Here is a 16,805-nt window from a genome sequence, read left to right as displayed (position 1 = left end):
CCGGAGGGCGGGCCGCGCGCCCGCCGCGGTAACGGCTTGTGTCGCTGTAGGTGCGTGCTCTCGGCGTGCCGGGCACAGACCCTCGTACTGGTTGTACGTGGGTTTGTGCCCGGCGCGGCGAGTGGGGGCCCCTCCCACGCCCTTAAGGCAGTGGGGGAGCGTGCATGGCGCCGCGCGGCAGGCGGGAATTCGACGACAGGGCCTGGCCACGTCCCCGATCGTACGGTGGCTACGGCCGCCCGGTCAGACCCTGGTGACGGTCGCGCCCGGGATCATGCCCACCGGGTCGTAGCGCACCGGCGCCCCGGGATAAGGCGCGTGGATCACCTGGCCGTTGCCCATGTACATCGCCACATGGCTGGCATCCGACCGGTAGGTGACCAGGTCGCCCGGCTGGGCCTGGGAGAGCGGGACCTGACGGCCGGCGTAGCGCTGGCCCTGCGAGGTGCGCGGCAGGGAGACCCCGGCCTGTGCGTACGACCACTGCATCAGGCCCGAACAGTCGAAGCCCGAGGGGCCGTTGGCGCCCCAGACGTACGGCTTGCCGAGCGCGGAGCGGGCGGCGGCGATCGCGGCGGCGGCGCGGGCGGACGGCGGCGCGGCGCTGCCGAGGTCGGGCATGTCGGTGCGGCCGGACCGGGAGGCCCGGTCGTAGGCGTCCCGCTCGTCGGACGGCAGGGCGTTGAGGAGAGCGCGCGCCTTGGCGAGCTTCTTCTCGACGGTCCGCTTGTGGGTGGCGACGGCCTTGCGGCTCTTCTCCAGTTCGCTGAGCTTCCCGGCCGCCTCGGAACGCTCCTGGGCGAGTTCGCGCATGGCCTCCTGGAGGTCCTTGAGCTCGCCCGCCTGGCGCGCGGTGATCCGGTCGAGGACGCCGGCCTTGTCGAGGTAGTCGTCCGGGTCGTCGGAGAACAGCAGCGCGAGGGAGGGGTCGAGGCCGCCGGAGCGGTACTGGGCGCCGGCGAGCGCACCGAGCGCCTCCCGCATGCGGTTGATGCGCTCCTGCTGCCGGGCGATCCCGTCCTGCGCAGTACCGACCTCCTCACGGAGGTCGTCGGCGCGCTCGTCGGCCTTGTTGTAGGCCTCGGTCGCCTGCTCGGCCTCCTCGTAGAGGCGGTCCACCTCCGCGCGGGTGTCGTCGTGCGGTGCGGCGACGGCCGACGTGGCCGGCAGGACGCCGAGGGCCGCGGCGGCGACTGACAGGACGCAGAGCGCCGTACTGGCGCCCCGGTCGAACCCGGACGGTGCAAAGCGGCGATGGGACCCCACGGGAAGCCGCACTCCTTCCGCTGGCGGACAGGGAAACGCGGCAGACAGTAGCCCCGGGAGGGGTGGCCCACCAACGACCTCGGTGGGCACGCAAAGTGACGCCCCGCCACAGACGCAGGTCATGGGCGGGGCGTGGGGTCAGTTCAGGTTCTCGGGATTCGCCCGAACGGGCGGTACGGCGTCCCGATCTTGATGGTGATCGGACCCGTCCTGAGAGGGATCAGATCCGGACGCCGAACTGGAACGGCATGTTGTTGATCGACTCGTAGCGGACGACCGTGCCGGTGCGCGGGGCGTGCAGCACCTGGCCGTTGCCCGCGTACAGGGCGACGTGGTGCAGGTCGCCGTAGAAGATGACCAGGTCGCCGACCTTGAGGTCGCTCTGCGAGTAGATGCGCGTACCGGCGTTGGCCTGGGCCTGCGAGGTGCGCGGGATGCCGACGCCGGCCTGCGCGTACGCCCAGGAGGTCAGGCCCGAGCAGTCGTAGGAGGCGGTGCCGGTGGCGCCGTAGACGTACGGCTTGCCGATCTGGGTCTGCGCGGCCTGGAAGGCGGCCATCGCCCGGCCGGAGCCGGCAGGGGCGTCACCGAGGTCCACGCGCTCGCCGGCGTCGCGGCTGGCGCGGGCGTCCTCGGCGGCGAGGGCGGCCTTCTCGGCGGCCGTCAGCGTGTTGAGGAGCTTCTGCGCCTCGGCGAGCTTGCCCTGGACTTCCTTCTTCTTCTTGCCCAGTTCGGTGCGGGTGCTCGCGAGGTCCTTGAGCTTCTCGGAGGCCTCGGAACGGTCCTGGGCGAGCTCGCGCTGCTTGTCCTGGATCTTCTTCAGCGCCTCGACCTGCTGACCGCTCAGCTGGTCCATGGTCGACGCCTTGTCCAGGTAGTCGTCCGGGTCCGAGGAGAGGAAGAGCTGGACCGAGGAGTCGATCGACCCCGTGCGGTACTGGGCCGCGGCCGCCAGGCCTATGGAGTCGCGCAGCTCGTTGAGCTCGTCCTGGCCGCGGGCGACGTTGTCCTGGATGGTGGAGATCTCCTTCTGGAGCTTCTCCTGCTTCTCCGTGGCCCCGTTGAGCTTCTCGGTGGCCTGCTCGGCCTCTTCGTAGAGCTTGTCGACCTTGGCCTTGACCTCGTCCTTGCTGGGCTTCTCGCTCGGCGCGGCATTCGCGGCCTGCGAGCTCAGGGCGACCGCAGCGGCGGCTGCGGTGGTCAGCACGGTCACGCGTGCACGGCTCGGCTGCTTGGGTCGACGGTGGGACGCCACGGAGGTGAACTCCTTCTTTTGAGTGATCACCCGCTCGGAGGTTCGAGGCCAGACCCTAGTGACCTTCCCGTGATCAGTTCAAATCCTCACGAGAAAAATCTCGTCACACCCGTCATTCTTTACACTCAACTCACATGCAGTGAGGTTTGCTTGACGCTACGTTGCGTGACGGTTCCGTCAATTCGGGCATTAGGCCCGTACATTGACCTTCAGGACAATCGCTTGAGAAGCATCGCGGAAGCGACGGGACGCGCCCCCACCTTCGCCACCCCGTCGGCGACCTCGCGGTCGGTCGAGGCGACGATGACCGGACGCCCCGGCGGCTCCGCGCGCACCAGCTGGCGGATCAACTCGTCGGCGGTGACGCCCGGTTTGGAGAACAGCACCCGCACCCCGCGCGGCGGCGCCAAGAGCACCGGCGCGGCCAGCTCGGCCCCGTCGAAGACACACGTCACCTCGGCGCCGGTCTGCGCGGCGAGCTGGGAGAGCTGCCCGAGGAGCCTCAACCGCTGCTTCTCCAGGGGCATTTGGGGATAGCCTGTCTTGGTGACGTTGTAGCCGTCGACGACCAGATGGGCCTGCGGCAGGGCGAGGAGCTGGTCGAGGATCGCGGGGTCGTTCTCGGACAACGCCCGCGCCGCGATGTCCTTCGGGGTCATTCGTCCCGGTTCGACCGCGTCCACTGTCTCGGCCGGCCGTACGGACACCGGCGGCAGGGCGAGTTCCCGCCGCAGTCCCTGGGTCGCGTCGAGCAGGGTGTCGAGCAGCAGCCGTACGCGCATGTCCTCGACGCTGCGTCCCTCGCGGGCCGCCTTGCGGGTGGCTTCCAAGGCCGCCTCCGCCTCGCCGAGCCGTGACTTGAGCCGCCGGGACTCGCTCTCCGCGGCGGACACCTGGGCCTGCCCCTCCGCGCGCAGGGTCTCCATCTCGGCGTGCAGCTTGCGCAGGGCCGCCTCGCCGCGCTTGACGTCGCTGACGGCGGCGCGCAGCTTGCGGTGCAGCGAGTCCGCTTCCTTCTTGGCCGAATCCAGCTCGGTGCGCAGCCGCTCGGTCTCGCTCCGGGTCTGCTCACGGGCCCGGTCGAGCTCCTCGCGCAGCCGCTCCAGTTCGGCCCTGCTCTCCTCGTCGGCGCGTTCGGCGTAGGCCCGCTGGGCCTCCTCGCCGGCCGCGGTCACGAGCTTCACCCAGCCGGTGGGCCGCAGTACGTAGGCCGCGGCCGCCACGTCGAGCGGGTCCGCGGCCGGGGGCGGCGAGCCGGAGTCCAGGGCGCCGGAGAGCTCCGGCTGTGTCTCTCTGAACTTCTCCCCGATGCGCTGCCGGAACAGCGGATCGGTCTCCAGGGCGGCCGCCATGGCGTTGCCGGCGAACTTGGCCCGCCGGTTCGGCGCGAACCGGGCGTACTGTCGTAGCTGCGCGGGCAGTTCGCCGACGGTCAGCCCGCCGAACCCGTCCGAGACGATCTGTACGACCCTGCGGCGCACGCCGTCGGGCAGCGGACGGTCGAGCACCTCAGCGGCGCCGTCGCCCGGCCCCCCGCCTGCGGTCTCCACCATCCTCACCCCATCGCCTGTGCGGGGCCCGCTCCCTCAGGAGCCGGCGCCCGGCCTGTCCACGAGTTCCACCTGATCCACGGCGTTGCACCAGCGGCAGCGCACCGACTCGATGGTCTCACTGACCACGTCGCGCTCCTCGACCTTCGGCTCACCGGCCAGGTCGAGGTGGACGTACTCGACCACCTTCGACGAGCGGGTCACGTCGAAGCGCGTGAGGTTGCCGCAGAGGGTGCAGCGCCACCGCGTCGAGGCAGTCGGCAGGGGAACCGTCATCGTGGCTGTTCGCCTTCCTTCTTGTTCCTTCTAGTGTCCGTGACGCGCCGGGCACCCCGGTGCGTGTGGCTCGTTACCCTACGGCCTGGCGGGTACTCGCCGCTCCGCCGTCCACAGCGGCGAGGCGGTCCGTGCCGTTCGGTCCCCTTGCGTCATGCTCTGTGTTCATGATCGGCAACTGGAGCGGGACGGTCGGCAGGGCGGTCGGGGCGGTCCGGCGGCCGTCGGCGCCGATGACGTACGGGCTGATCACCGTGTGCTGTCTGCTCTTCCTGGCCGGCCCGGCCTCGGGGCTCAATCCGTCGTACGGCTCCGGCGACGCCCTGCTCGCGGGGCAGCGGGCCTATTTCCACCGCTGGGGCGTGGTGCCCGCCGAACTGTTCGAGGGCTCGGCGCGGGCCGCGCTCACCCCCGCCACGGCCCTCTTCGTCCACGGCAGCTGGGTCCATCTGCTGGGCAACATGCTCTTCCTCTACGTCTTCGGCGTGCTGACCGAGGAACGGATGGGCCGCTTCCAGTTCACTCTCTTCTATCTGGGCTGCGGCTACCTGGCCCTGCTGGCCTACGCGGCCGCCAACGCCGACTCCGAGCAGTCCCTGGTCGGCGCGTCCGGGGCGATCTCGGCGGTCCTCGGCGCGTTCCTGTACCTGTTCCCCGGAGCCCGTGTCACCAGTCTCCTGCCGTTCCTCTTCTTCCTCCCGCTGCGCTTCCCGGCCTGGGTCGTCCTGCCCTTCTGGGCCGCCCTCCAATGGCTGGCCGCGGGCCGGGCCGGCCAGGGCCCCGGCGTGGCCTACCTGGCGCACCTGGTGGGCTTCGGCCTGGGGCTCACGTTCGCGTGGGTGCGCTTCGGGCGTGCGACTAGAGTGAAGGCCGCCCCAGCTCCGTCCCCCGAGGGAGAGAACCAGCCGTGATCACCGCGATCGTCCTCATCAAGACCAGCGTGGACCGGATCCCCGAGATCGCGGAGTCGATCGCGGCGCTGGAGAACGTCAGTGAGGTGTTCTCCGTGACCGGCACGTACGACCTGATCGCGATGGTCCGGGTGAAGCGGCACGAGGATCTCGCGGAGGTCATTCCCGGGCACATCAGCAAGATCCCGGGCGTGGAGGGGACGGACACGCACGTGGCGTTCCGGACGTACTCGCAGCACGACCTGGAGGCGGCGTTCGCGATCGGGCTCGACAGCTAGGGCCTCGGCACTGGTACCGCGGCCCTAGGACTGCTTACTGCTTCAGCGCGAGGACGGTGATGCCGTCGGCGGTCGCGGCATAGACGCGTCCGTCGCGGACGACCGGGCTCTGGGTGCCGACGGACGCTCCGCCCTCGACCCGCTTCTGCCAGGTCCGCCTGCCCTGACGGTCCAGGCCGTAGAGCGTCGCGCCCCGGCGTGCGTAGAGCGTGCCGCCGGCGACCGTCGGATCGCTGTACTGGTTCCCCTCGTCGTCGAACCGGAAGGCCCACGCCCTGGATCCGTCGGCCGGGTCCAGGGCGACGACCTCGTAGTCGGTCGCGGAGACACCGAGACCGCCGAAGGCGACACAGCTGAAGTAGCGGCTGCCGTACAGCATCTCGTCGGCCACGTGCCACAGGGCCTTTCCGGACCGGCTGATGCCGTGCAGGGACCGCTCGCCGCCCGACCCGACCAGCAGCGTGTCCCCGACCAGCGTGGGCCGCCCGGTGTCCGAGCCTGCCCGCGTCGCCCAGAGCCGCTTCCCGGTCTTCGCGTCCAGGGCCTGCACCTCGTCGCCGAAGGTGCCGACGTAGACCACCGAGTCCGCCACCGTGGGTTCGCTGGTGGGCGCCGCTCCGGTCGGCGTGCTCCAGCGCACGCTGCCGTCGGGCGCGTACGCCCGCACCCCGCCCTCGTCCGACGAAGAGGCGTAGGACACCAGGACCAGTCCGCCCGCGGCCACCGGGACCTGGCTGTTCGCGGCGACCGGCTTGGTCCAGCGCACCTTGCCGCCCCGGCCGAGCGCGCAGAGCTCCAAGGCGCCGTCCTGTCCGTCGAACAGCAGGCAGTACATGCCGTCGGCGGTGGCCAGCGGGGACATGACCTCGCCGCCCAGTGCGGTGCGCCAGACACTCCGGCCGTTCAGGTCCACGGCGTGCAGCGAGCGGTCCGCGCCCCCGACGTACACCCGCCTGCCGTCGGGCGACAGCGCGGCACAGGGCCCGTGTCCTCCGCCCAGTCCCTCGACCTTGTACTGCCAGCCCACCTGAGGTGTTCCCGCCGCGGAGGACGGGGCCGGGGTGCCGGATCCGCCCGCGGCCCCTGCCTTGCCGTCCGAGGAGTCCCGCAGCAGCAGCCAGCCGCCGAGGCCACCGGCCGCCACCACTCCCGCGCCACCGGTCAGCGCCCCCAGCAGCCGTCGCCGCGAGGGCGGCCGCGGCGGGGCCTGTGCGACCTCCGGTAAGTCCGTGACGGTCACGGGCGCCACGTACTCGACCCGGCTCTCCCGCTCCTTCGACCCGTGCTCCGGGATCCAGCGCTCACCGCCCCCGACGGAGGCGGCCCCTCCCCCGGGACCGGCCGCGTACCACCCCGACCGCAGGCCCTCGCGCAGCGAACGCGCGCCGTGCCCCGTGGCCGCGACCACGTCCGCGGGCGTCGGCCGGGCGCCCGGATCGTCCCGCAGACACGCCTCCACCAGCGGCAGATGGTCCTTCGGTACGGCGGACAGGTCGACGTCCCCGGTCAGGATCCGCAGCAGGACGACCGAGTCCTGTCCCTCGCCGAACGGCTCCTTGCCGCCGGACGCGTAGGCGAGCACCGCGCCCAGCGAGAAGACGTCGCTGGCCGGCCCCACGTGGGCACCGTTGCGGATCTGCTCGGGCGAGACATAGCCGACCGAACCGACGACCACCCCGGTCCGGGTCAGCGCCGTCCCTTCCAGGGCCCGGACGATCCCGAAGTCGATCACTCGGGGTCCGTCCTGCGCCAGCAGGATGTTGGAGGGCTTGAGGTCCCGGTGCACCAGCCCCTTGGCGTGGATCGCGGCGAGCGCCTCGGCGAGCGCGGCCGCCAGCAGCCGTACCGCGTCTGCCGTCAGGGGGCCGCCGTCGAACACCGCGTCCCGCAGGTTCGGCCCGTCGACGAACTCGGTGGCCATCCACGGCCGCGGGGCCTCGGTGTCCGCGTCCACGACCCGCGCGGTGTACGTCCCCGCCCCGCCGACGGTCTGCGCGGCCCGCACCTCGTGCCGGAACCGCGCCCGGAAGGTCCGGTCCTCCGCATGCTCGGCCCGCACCACCTTCACGGCCAGCCGCGGCCCGCGCCGCGCCTCGGCGAGATACACCTCGCCCATGCCGCCGGACCCGAGTCTGCCCAGGACCTCATAGGGCCCGATGGCCCGAGGATCCGTCTCGCGCAGCTCCTGCACCCCGTGTCCCCCTACGTCGTACGGCTGCCGAGAGGGAGCGTATACGCGCTGGTGGACGTCAGTCCCTCAGACGGCCGGTACGCAGCGGCCGTCCTCCGTCCGGTACGTCCACTTCGCGCCGTCCCGGACCAGTTCCTTCACGGCGCCGACGAAACGCTCCACGTGCTCGTCGGGTGTGCCCGCGCCGAAGCTCACCCGGATCGCGTTGAGGGACTTCTCGCCGGGCGCGGCCTCGGGGGCACCGCACTCACCCTGGCTCCGGGGGTCACTGCCGAGCAGCGTGCGCACCAGCGGGTGGGCGCAGAAGAGGCCGTCGCGGACGCCGATGCCGTACTCGGCGGAGAGCGCGGCGGCGAAGTGGGAGCTGTTCCAGCCCTCGACGACGAAGGAGATCACGCCGACCCGCGGGGCGTCGTCGCCGAAGAGGGAGAGGACCCTGACCTCGGGGACCTCGGCGAGACCCGCGCGGACCGTGTCGATCAGGTGCTGTTCCCGGGCCACCAGCGTGTCGAAGCCGGCCTCGGTGAGGGCCTTGCAGGCGGAGGCGATGGCGTAGACGCCGATGACGTTGGGCGAGCCGGCCTCGTGGCGGGCGGCGCTCTCGTGCCACTCCACGTCCACTCCCCCGTCCTGGCGCCGCGTGACCTTGCGGCTGGCTCCGCCGCCCGCGAGGTACGGCTCTGCCGCGCGCAGCCAGTCGGCACGGCCGGCCAGGACGCCGGAGCCGAAGGGGGCGTACAGCTTGTGCCCGGAGAAGGCGACCCAGTCGACGTCGAGGTCCTGGACCGACACCGGGTGGTGCGGGGCCAGTTGGGCGGCGTCCAGGACGATCCGGGCGCCGTGCGCGTGCGCTGCGGCCGCGAGCTCCCGTACGGGCCACAGCTCACCGGTGACGTTCGAGGCGCCGGTCACGCAGACCAGGGCCGGGCCGTGCGGGTCGCGGTCGGCGAGGGCGCGCTCCAGGGTCGCCACCGCCTGGCGCGGGGTGCGCGGGGCGTCGAGGTAGCTGACGCGGGCGTCCTGCCAGGGCAGCAGCGAGGCGTGGTGCTCGGTCTCGAAGACGAAGACCTGGCAGTCGGCCGGGAGCGCGGCGGCCAGCAGGTTGAGCGAGTCGGTGGTGGACCGGGTGAAGACCACCTGGTCGTCGGCTCGGCAGTCGAGGAACTCGGCGACCGTCGTGCGGGCGTTCTCGAAGAGGTCGGTGGACAGCTGGGAGAGGTAGCCGGCGCCCCGGTGGACGCTGCCGTAGTACGGGGCGTAGGCCGCCACGTCGTCCCACACGCGCTGCAGCGCCGGCGCGCTGGCCGCGTAGTCGAGCGCGGCATAGGTGACCTCGCCGCCGGTGACGAGCGGGACGGTGACATCCCGGCCCAGAACGGGCAACGCCCCCGAAATGTCACTGCAGACGGACTGGGCGGCGGCAACGCTGGAGACAGACATGGCGAACTCCCGTGAGAGGCAGGTGGAATCACCGCGCGAGCGGACCTGGCTCAGCGCTGGAGAAGGTGAAAAGGGGTGTGCGGAGGCGGGGCTCTGCGGCCCTATCGCATTCGCTTGCTCACGGAAGGCTCCCTCGACGACCAGGACCCCTGGTACTGCGCTCGTTCAAGAGCCGCGAGGGGTCCGCGCTTGCCGTAGGCCTTGCTGCCCACGACCTGGTCTTCACCCGGGGCACCCCGCCACGGACGGAGGGTTGCCGGACAGTCGGCCGGGGCCTCATGACTGTCACTCATGACCTGGTTGAAAAACGTACGCGAAGTGATCGCGGTCCCGCAACCCGAGTCCGGATCGCGGGACAACACGACGTGCGGTGCTACGCGTTGCTGGCCGCCACCCACCGCTCCAGCGTCCGCTTGGCCGCGCCCGAGTCGATCGACTCGGCTGCCTTGGCCATACCGACCCCGAGCTGCTCGGCCAGCGGCGCCCCGGTCGGCTCCAACGCCACCAGCGCCGCAGCCGAGTTCAGCAGTACGGCGTCCCGCACCGGCCCCGTCTCGCCGTCCAGCAGCCGCCGGGCGACCTCGGCGTTGTACGACGCGTCGGCGCCCCGCAGGGCTTCCACCGGCACCAGCTCGAGGCCGACGTCCCGCGGGTCGAAGGCCTCCTCGGCGACCTTGCCGTCGCGCACCACCCACACCCGGGAGGTGGCCGTGGTGGTCAGCTCGTCCAGGCCGTCGTCGCCGCGGAACACCAGTGCGGAGGAGCCGCGCTCGGCCAGTACACCGGCGATGAGCCCCGCCATCCGGGTGTCGAAGCAGCCGATCGCCGAGGCGGTGACCTTGGCGGGGTTGGTCAGCGGCCCGAGGAGGTTGAAGGAGGTCGGGATGCCGAGGTCCCGCCGGACCGCGCCGACGAATCGCATCGAGGGGTGGAACTTGGCCGCGAAGCAGAAGGTGATCCCGGCCTCCTCCACCACCCGCGCGACCCCTTCGGGCGACAGGTCCAGGTTGATGCCGAGCTTCTCCAGCACGTCGGACGACCCGCTCGCCGAGGACGAGGCCCGGTTGCCGTGCTTGACGACCTTCGCCCCGGTACCCGCGATCACGATGGCGGACATCGTCGAGATGTTGACCGTCTTGGCCCGGTCGCCGCCCGTACCGACGATGTCGACGGCGGGACCCGGGATGTCCAGCGGCTGCGCGTGCGCGTACATCGCCTCGACGAGACCGTTGATCTCCTCGACGGTCTCGCCCTTGGCCCGCAGCGCCACCATGAAGCCCGCGATCTGGGCGTCCGAGGCCTCGCCGCTCATGAAGCGGTCCATCGCCCAGGCCGTGTCGCCGGCGCTCAGGTCCCGCCCGCCGAGCAGTGCGCTCAGTACCTCGGGCCAGGAACGGTCCGCCGCGGTGTCGCCTCCAGCGGGGGTCACAGCGCTCATAAGCCGCTCCTGGGTGTAGTCCCGTCCGACGGGACGCGAATCTCGACGGGGTCCACCCTATCCAGCGACGGGCACGGCAAAGGGCCCCGTCCGGTCTTCGGACGGGGCCCTTCTCCAGCTCTACCGCGCGTGGCGAGCGCAGCGATCAGTGGTGGCCGTGGCCGCTCGTGATCTCCTTGTACTCCTCGACGGTCGGCTTGGGGATCTGGGCCTCTTCGCCGTAGTACGCCTCGCTCAGCTTGGCGCGCAGCTTCTCGGAGCCCTTCACCTTGCGCTCGACGCCGTTCTCGTCGACCGTCGGGCCGATCTGCGCCGGCACGTACTGCTCGTGCGCGGTGAGCGTGTGCAGCGCGTCCTGGCTGAGCGGCTCGTGCACCTCGATGAACTCACCGTGCGGCAGGCGCTTGATGATGCCCGACTCGCGGCCGTGCAGCACCTTGTCCTTGTCCCGGCGCTGGAGGCCGAGGCAGATCCGCTTGGTGATGACGAACGCGAGGACCGGGGCGACGAAGAACGCGATCCGTACGAACCAGGTGATGGCGTTGATCGACAGGTGGAAGTGGGTGGCCCAGAGGTCGTTTCCACCACCGATCAGCAGCACCATGTACCAGGTGATCCACGCGACGCCGAAGGCCGTACGGGTCGGCACGTTGCGCGGGCGGTCCAGGATGTGGTGCTCGCGCTTGTCGCCGGTGACCCAGGACTCGATGAACGGGTAGACCGCGATCGCGACCAGGACCAGCGGGAAGATCACCAGCGGGATGAACACGCCCAGGACGAGCGTGTGGCCCCAGAAGTTGATCTCCCAGCCGGGCATGACACGGATCAGGCCCTCGGAGAAGCCCATGTACCAGTCGGGCTGGGCGCCGGTGGACACCTGGTCCGGGCGGTAGGGGCCCATGGACCAGATCGGGTTGATCGAGGCGATCGCCGAGATGGCCGCGATGACACCGAAGACCAGGAAGAAGAAGCCTCCGGCCTTGGCCATGTAGACCGGCAGCAGCGGCATGCCGACGACGTTCTTGTTCGTCTTTCCGGGGCCCGCGAACTGGGTGTGCTTGTGGTAGAAGACCAGGATCAGGTGGGCGACCACCAGACCGAGCATGATGCCCGGCAGCAACAGCACGTGGATCGAGTAGAAGCGGGCCACGAAGTCGCCGCCCGGGAACTCGCCTCCGAAGAGGAAGAACGACAGGTACGTGCCGACGATCGGCACGGACAGGACCGCGCCCTCCATGAAGCGGACACCGGTGCCGGAGAGCAGGTCGTCCGGGAGCGAGTAACCGGTGAAGCCGGTGAACATGCCCAGGACGAACAGCAGGAAGCCGAACAGCCAGTTGACCTCACGGGGCTTGCGGAACGCACCCGTGAAGAAGACGCGCATCATGTGCACGAACATGCCGGCGAGGAAGATCAGCGCCGCCCAGTGGTGGATCTGCCGGATCAGCAGACCACCGCGCACATCGAAGGAGATGTGCATGGTCGAGTTGAACGCCTCGGACATCAGCTGTCCCTGCAGCGGGACGTAGCTGCCGTGGTACTCCACCTCGTTCATCGACGGGTGGAAGAACAGCGTCAGATACACACCCGTGAGGATGATGATGATGAAGCTGTAGAGGCAGACCTCACCCAACATGAACGACCAGTGGTCGGGGAAGATCTTGCGCATGTTGGCCTTGGCCAGGGAGTAGATCCCCAGCCGGCCGTCGGCCCAGTCGGCGACGCGCTCGCCGGCCGGTGCCTTCTCGCGCGAACGCGAGTCCTTGGCGGTGGTCTCAGTGCTCATCCGCGCTCCCAGAAAGCAGGACCGACGGGCTCATCGAAGTCGCCGAGCGCCTCGAGGTAGCCCTCGTCGTTCACACCGATGCGCAGCTGCGGCAGGGCGTGACCGGCGGGGCCGAAGATCACCCGGGCGCCGTCGGAGAGGTCGAAGGTGGACTGGTGACAGGGGCACAGCACGTGGTGCGTCTGCTGCTCGTACAGCGAGATCGGGCAGCCGACGTGGGTGCAGATCTTCGAGTACGCCACGATGCCCTCGTGCGACCACTCGAGTTCGCGCTTGTCCTTGATGTCGTCCGGCTGGATCCGGACGATCATCAGGGCGGCCTTGGCGATCTCGGTCTGGAACTCGTGGTCGTGCTCCTCCAGGCCCTCGGGCTTGGCGAAGGTCAGCGAGCCGACCGCGACGTCGGAGGCCCGCAGCGGCTCGTTGGTGTTCATGTTGACGAGCAGCTTGCCCTTGGACCACAGGGTGTGGCGGAGCTTGGTGCCCGGCAGCGGACCGAGGTCGCGCAGCAGCATGACGCCGGAGAGCGGGAACAGGGCCAGCGCGCCGAACATCGTGTTGCGGATCAGCTTGCGGCGGCCGAGCGCGGACTCCTTGGCGCCCTGCTTGAAGTCGGCCATGACCTTGGCCTTGACCTCGGGCTCCGCCTCGATCGGGTGCCGCTCGTCGGCGATCTCCTCGTCGGACATCAGGGTGCGGGCCCAGTGGACCGCGCCCGCGCCGATCAGGAACAGCGCCGCACCGAGGGTCAGACCCAGGGCGAAGTTCAGCGCGTTGATGTGCCCGATCGGGAAGACGTAGATCGCCTTGTCGTGCGGGATCGCCACATAGGAGGCGATGAAGCCGACGGTGGCCAGCATCGACAGCACGAACATCATGGCGACCGTACGCTCGGACCGCCTGGCGGCCCGCTCGTCGATGTCCTGGATGCGGTGCTCGTGGGGCGGCAGTCCGGGGTCGGCGAACGGGTTCTTCTCGTCCGCGACGCCCACCGCACCGTGCGTGTGGTCCTGCTCAGCGGGCAGGTTCTCTTCTGGAATGTCTTGGCTACTCATGACTTCTTGGCCTTTGCGGTCCGAGCGGCGACCCAGACGGCGACCGCGATCAGCGAGCCGAGTCCGAAGATCCAGCCGAACAGGCCCTCGCTGACCGGACCGAGTCCGCCCAGTTCGAGGCCGCCGGGGCTCTCGGTGTCCTCGCCGTTGACCGCGTCGAGGTACGCGATGATGTCCTTCTTGTTCTGCTCCGACAGGATGGTGTCGGGGAAGGAGGGCATGTTCTGCGGGCCGGTCTGCATGGCCTCGTAGATGTGCTTCGGGGAGACGCCCTCGAGGTCGGGTGCGAACTTGCCGTGCGTGAGCGCGCCGCCCTTGCCGGTGAAGTTGTGGCACTGCGCGCAGTTGGTGCGGAACAGCTCGCCGCCCTTGGCGATGTCGGCGCCCTCGGGGCCGTACTGCGCCTCGGTCGGGACGTTCGGACCGGCACCCAGCGAGGAGATGTACGCCGCGAGCTGGTCGATCTCGGCCTGCGAGTAGATGTTCTTCTTCTTCGGGACCTGCGCGCCCGGCTGCTGGGCCGGCATACGGCCGGTGCCGACCTGGAAGTCGACGGCCGCGGCGCCCACGCCCACGAGGCTCGGACCGTCAGTGGTGCCCTGACCACCGGTGCCGTGGCAGCTGGCGCAGCCGACGGCGTAGAGCTTCTTGCCCTCGTCGATGGCCAGGGACTGGGCGGTTGTGTCTGCCTTCGCCTCGCTCGTGGGCGCGAGCAGGACGTACAGCCCCCCGGTGCATGCCAGCGCGAGGAGTAGGACGACGACCGCCGCCAACGGGTGGCGTCGTCGTGCGGAGAGCTTTTTCACGGATTACTCCGGTGTCAGGATCTTCTGCGTCGATGCTTCTGGAAGGTGCGGGAGCGGGCCCGGCTACTTGATCAAATAGATCGTGGCGAAGAGGCCGATCCAGACGACATCGACGAAGTGCCAGTAGTAGGACACGACAATGGCCGCGGTCGCCTGATCGTGGGTGAACCTCTTCGCCGCATAGGTGCGGCCGAGGACGAACAGGAAGGCGATGAGGCCGCCCGTCACGTGCAGGCCGTGGAAGCCGGTGGTCAGGTAGAAGACCGAGCCGTACGGGTCGGAGGAGAGCGAGAGCCCGTCCTTCTTGACCAGCTCGGTGTACTCGTACACCTGACCGCCGATGAAGATCGCACCCATGACGAAGGTGACGATGAACCACATCCGGAGCTTCTTCACATCACCGCGCTCGGCGGCGAACACGCCGAGCTGGCAGGTGAGGGAGGAGAGCACCAGGATCGTGGTGTTGGTCGCCGAGAACGGAAGGTTCAGGCTGTGCGCCATCTCCTTCCAGTGGTCGGGACCCGTCACCGATCGCAGGGTGAAGTACATCGCGAAGAGGGCCGCGAAGAACATCAGCTCGGAACTCAGCCAGATGATGGTTCCGACGCTGGTGAGGTTCGGCCGGTTGACCGACGGGTGCGCGTGCCCGGTTTCTACTGTCGTTGCTGTCGCCACGACCGACATTATGTCGGTCGCTTATCCCGCCCTCACTCCCGGGGGTGCCGTTGGGAGCGTTCGCAGTGTGTGTACTGCCCGTATGGCCCATCGAAGCGGTGTTCCAACAGGTGTTGACGGGCAGTTCAAGGGAGTAGCATCCGCCGCATCGGGCTCCGCCCGTCTTGGCCCGTACGACGCTGACGTCACGGAGGAAGCATGCAGCCGACCGCCACGGTGCTGGTCTACAGCGACGACTCCAACACCCGCGAGCAGGTGCGGTTGGCCACCGGCAGGCGGCCGGCTCCCGACGTACCCGTCGTCGAGTTCCTGGAGTGCGCCACTCCGGCGGCTGTGCTCAAGGAACTGGACAGGGGCGGGATCGATGTCTGCGTCCTGGACGGCGAGGCCGTGCCCATGGGGGGCATGGGGGTGTGCCGTCAGATCAAGGACGAGGTCTTCAACTGCCCGCCGGTGCTGCTGCTGATCGGGCGGCCGCAGGACGCGTGGCTGGCCACGTGGAGCCGTGCGGAGGCGGCTGTGACGCTGCCGGTGGATCCGGTGGAGTTCGCGGCGGCGCTGGCTTCCCTGCTGCGGGAGCGGAAGGCTCTGAGCGCCTAGGGGAGCGGTCTCAGACGCTCTGCGGGCGCAGCCTGGCCTGCTCCTGGGGACCCGAGCTCTCCGGGTTGCCGGCCAGCAGGGCGCTGCCGCCGCGCCAGTTCTTCCAGGCGAGGTTCCAGTCGCCGAAGCCGTTGCCGAAGCTCTCCATGGTGTTGCCGTCCGAGTTGACGACCTCGACGAGGTCTCCCTCGCGGACGTTCTTGAAGAACCAGGCGGCGTTGTCGGTGCTCATGCCGGTGCAGCCGTGGCTGACGTTGGCGGAGCCCTGGGAGCCGACGGACCAGGGGGCGGCGTGGACGTACTCGCCGCTCCAGGTGACGCGGGTGGCGTAGTACACCGGTAGGTCGTACGACTCCGCCGAGCCCTCGGCTATGCCGATGCTCGTGCCGCGCATCCGTACGAAGTACTCCTTGGCCAGGACGACCTTGACGCCGTTGCGGGTCTCGAAGCCGGGCTTGCCGGTGGTGACGGGGATCTCCTTGATCACCTCGCCGTTCTTGTAGACCGTCATCACGTGGGACGAGGCGTCGGTCACCGCGATGACGCGGTCACCCGTGGTGATCTTCAGCGGTTTCGACGTGCCGCCCCACAGCCGGTCGCTGATCTTGATGCCGTCCAGGTTGCTGCGGACCTGGATGGTGGCCTGGGCGGGCCAGTACTCCTTGGGGCGGTAGTGGAGCTCCTTGTCGTCCACCCAGTGCCAGCCGCCGTCCACGGCGGGCATGGAGTCGACCTTGAGGGCGCGCTCGACGACGGCCCGCTGGGCCTTGTCCTTGACGGGTCTGCTCAGCTCGGCCGTGATGGGCTGGCCGACGCCGTACGTGCCCGCCTTGGGCCCGAAGGTCACCTTCAGGCGCTTCTTGGTGAGGGGCTTGCTGGTGTCGAAGTCGAGGACCCGGCGGCCGGGCGCGCCGTCCTCGTCCTCGGTGCTCACCCGGACCGTGTAGCGGGCGTTGGCGGCCAGCGGGGTGGTGCTGTGCCAGCGGCCGCCGTCGGCGGAGAGTTCGCCCGCCAGGTACCGTCCCGCCGAGTCCCTGGCCGTGACGTCCGTGATGCGGCCGTCGCCGTCCTCGGCGGTGATCTCTATGGGCTTGTCCGGGTCGGCCTTCTTGCCGTCTCCGGTGGGGCCGTTGAAGGCGATCTGGTCCGTCGCGTCGTACGGCGAGGCGGACAGTGGGTGGTCGTCGCTGCCGCAGGCGGTGACGCCCGCGCCGAGGGCGATCACCACAAACGTGCAGGTGACGACGGTACGGGTGCGGGGTTCATGGTTCATGACTT

The 16,805-nt window shown here is 69.9% G+C and carries 15 protein-coding genes and 1 riboswitch; of the genes, 3 read left to right on the top strand and 12 right to left on the bottom strand.

The features are described 5' to 3' along the window. Window positions 1-243: 243 nt before the first annotated feature. From OG252_RS36560 to OG252_RS36545, 4 genes are all read right to left on the bottom strand, one after another. Window positions 244-1,266 (bottom strand): C40 family peptidase, encoded by a 1,023-nt coding sequence (locus OG252_RS36560; protein WP_329341568.1) that lies wholly within the window; start codon window positions 1,264-1,266, stop codon window positions 244-246. 220 nt (window positions 1,267-1,486) lie between these two features. Next, a complete protein-coding gene (locus OG252_RS36555) occupies window positions 1,487-2,521 on the bottom strand; it encodes a C40 family peptidase (RefSeq protein WP_266440831.1) in 1,035 nt (344 codons plus the stop codon). Between the two features lie 209 nt (window positions 2,522-2,730). Continuing rightward, window positions 2,731-4,074, bottom strand: coding sequence for an NYN domain-containing protein (locus OG252_RS36550; RefSeq protein WP_266440829.1), 1,344 nt, complete (start codon window positions 4,072-4,074; stop codon window positions 2,731-2,733). 33 nt (window positions 4,075-4,107) lie between these two features. After that, window positions 4,108-4,347, bottom strand: a complete 240-nt coding sequence (locus tag OG252_RS36545; RefSeq protein WP_030039328.1) for a hypothetical protein — start codon at window positions 4,345-4,347, stop codon at window positions 4,108-4,110. Between the two features lie 167 nt (window positions 4,348-4,514). Here OG252_RS36545 and OG252_RS36540 point away from each other — a divergent pair, with 167 nt between their 5' ends. Both OG252_RS36540 and OG252_RS36535 read left to right on the top strand, forming a co-directional pair. After that, entirely contained in the window at window positions 4,515-5,258 is a 744-nt protein-coding gene (locus OG252_RS36540; RefSeq protein WP_329341564.1) for a rhomboid family intramembrane serine protease, read from the top strand. After that, window positions 5,255-5,536 (top strand): Lrp/AsnC family transcriptional regulator, encoded by a 282-nt coding sequence (locus tag OG252_RS36535; RefSeq protein ID WP_266440822.1) that lies wholly within the window; start codon window positions 5,255-5,257, stop codon window positions 5,534-5,536. The genes OG252_RS36540 and OG252_RS36535 overlap by 4 nt, the downstream gene beginning before the upstream one ends. Before the next feature lie 34 nt (window positions 5,537-5,570). On the opposite strand, the gene OG252_RS36530 is transcribed toward OG252_RS36535, so the two are convergent. From OG252_RS36530 to ctaE, 7 genes are all read right to left on the bottom strand, one after another. After that, window positions 5,571-7,727, bottom strand: coding sequence for a serine/threonine-protein kinase (locus OG252_RS36530; protein ID WP_329341562.1), 2,157 nt, complete (start codon window positions 7,725-7,727; stop codon window positions 5,571-5,573). A 66-nt stretch (window positions 7,728-7,793) separates the two neighbouring features. Next, entirely contained in the window at window positions 7,794-9,167 is a 1,374-nt protein-coding gene (locus OG252_RS36525; protein WP_329341560.1) for an aminotransferase class V-fold PLP-dependent enzyme, read from the bottom strand. 180 nt (window positions 9,168-9,347) lie between these two features. Beyond that, window positions 9,348-9,464, bottom strand: a riboswitch (SAM riboswitch). Between the two features lie 76 nt (window positions 9,465-9,540). After that, the gene (gene trpD / locus OG252_RS36520) at window positions 9,541-10,605 is read right to left on the bottom strand and encodes an anthranilate phosphoribosyltransferase (RefSeq protein WP_329341558.1); all 1,065 of its coding nucleotides are present in this window, start codon (window positions 10,603-10,605) and stop codon (window positions 9,541-9,543) included. Between the two features lie 145 nt (window positions 10,606-10,750). Further along, window positions 10,751-12,391: a cytochrome bc1 complex cytochrome b subunit gene (qcrB, locus tag OG252_RS36515; protein ID WP_266440812.1), complete on the bottom strand. Its 1,641-nt coding sequence runs from the start codon at window positions 12,389-12,391 to the stop codon at window positions 10,751-10,753. Beyond that, window positions 12,388-13,446, bottom strand: coding sequence for a cytochrome bc1 complex Rieske iron-sulfur subunit (qcrA, locus tag OG252_RS36510; protein ID WP_266440810.1), 1,059 nt, complete (start codon window positions 13,444-13,446; stop codon window positions 12,388-12,390). Before qcrA ends, qcrB begins: the two co-directional genes overlap by 4 nt. Continuing rightward, window positions 13,443-14,252, bottom strand: a complete 810-nt coding sequence (qcrC, locus tag OG252_RS36505; protein ID WP_266440808.1) for a cytochrome bc1 complex diheme cytochrome c subunit — start codon at window positions 14,250-14,252, stop codon at window positions 13,443-13,445. Before qcrC ends, qcrA begins: the two co-directional genes overlap by 4 nt. A gap of 63 nt (window positions 14,253-14,315) precedes the next feature. Further along, window positions 14,316-14,936: an aa3-type cytochrome oxidase subunit III gene (gene ctaE, locus OG252_RS36500; protein WP_266440806.1), complete on the bottom strand. Its 621-nt coding sequence runs from the start codon at window positions 14,934-14,936 to the stop codon at window positions 14,316-14,318. A gap of 189 nt (window positions 14,937-15,125) precedes the next feature. Between ctaE and OG252_RS36495 the strand changes: the two genes are divergently transcribed. Next, entirely contained in the window at window positions 15,126-15,527 is a 402-nt protein-coding gene (locus OG252_RS36495; RefSeq protein WP_266440804.1) for a hypothetical protein, read from the top strand. Window positions 15,528-15,537: 10 nt separating this feature from the next. Here the strand turns inward: OG252_RS36495 and OG252_RS36490 are convergent, their stop codons facing one another. Continuing rightward, window positions 15,538-16,800: a L,D-transpeptidase gene (locus OG252_RS36490; RefSeq protein ID WP_266440802.1), complete on the bottom strand. Its 1,263-nt coding sequence runs from the start codon at window positions 16,798-16,800 to the stop codon at window positions 15,538-15,540. Window positions 16,801-16,805 lie beyond the last annotated feature (5 nt).

Source organism: Streptomyces sp. NBC_01352 (genome assembly GCF_036237295.1).
Lineage (GTDB): Bacteria > Actinomycetota > Actinomycetes > Streptomycetales > Streptomycetaceae > Streptomyces > Streptomyces plumbiresistens.
The sequence above is the reverse complement of the archived record's forward strand: the minus strand, read 5'-3'. Positions and strand labels throughout refer to the sequence as shown.

Bases quoted from the DNA above. Each gene is read 5' to 3' on its own strand.
- OG252_RS36550 (WP_266440829.1), bottom strand. From the start codon at position 4,074: ATGGTGGAGACCGCAGGCGGGGGGCCGGGCGACGGCGCCGCTGAGGTG.
- OG252_RS36545 (WP_030039328.1), bottom strand. From the start codon at position 4,347: ATGACGGTTCCCCTGCCGACTGCCTCGACGCGGTGGCGCTGCACCCTC.
- OG252_RS36540 (WP_329341564.1), top strand. From the start codon at position 4,515: ATGATCGGCAACTGGAGCGGGACGGTCGGCAGGGCGGTCGGGGCGGTC.
- OG252_RS36525 (WP_329341560.1), bottom strand. From the start codon at position 9,167: ATGTCTGTCTCCAGCGTTGCCGCCGCCCAGTCCGTCTGCAGTGACATT.
- trpD (WP_329341558.1), bottom strand. From the start codon at position 10,605: ATGAGCGCTGTGACCCCCGCTGGAGGCGACACCGCGGCGGACCGTTCC.
- qcrB (WP_266440812.1), bottom strand. From the start codon at position 12,391: ATGAGCACTGAGACCACCGCCAAGGACTCGCGTTCGCGCGAGAAGGCA.
- qcrA (WP_266440810.1), bottom strand. From the start codon at position 13,446: ATGAGTAGCCAAGACATTCCAGAAGAGAACCTGCCCGCTGAGCAGGAC.
- ctaE (WP_266440806.1), bottom strand. From the start codon at position 14,936: ATGTCGGTCGTGGCGACAGCAACGACAGTAGAAACCGGGCACGCGCAC.
- OG252_RS36495 (WP_266440804.1), top strand. From the start codon at position 15,126: ATGCAGCCGACCGCCACGGTGCTGGTCTACAGCGACGACTCCAACACC.
- OG252_RS36490 (WP_266440802.1), bottom strand. From the start codon at position 16,800: ATGAACCATGAACCCCGCACCCGTACCGTCGTCACCTGCACGTTTGTG.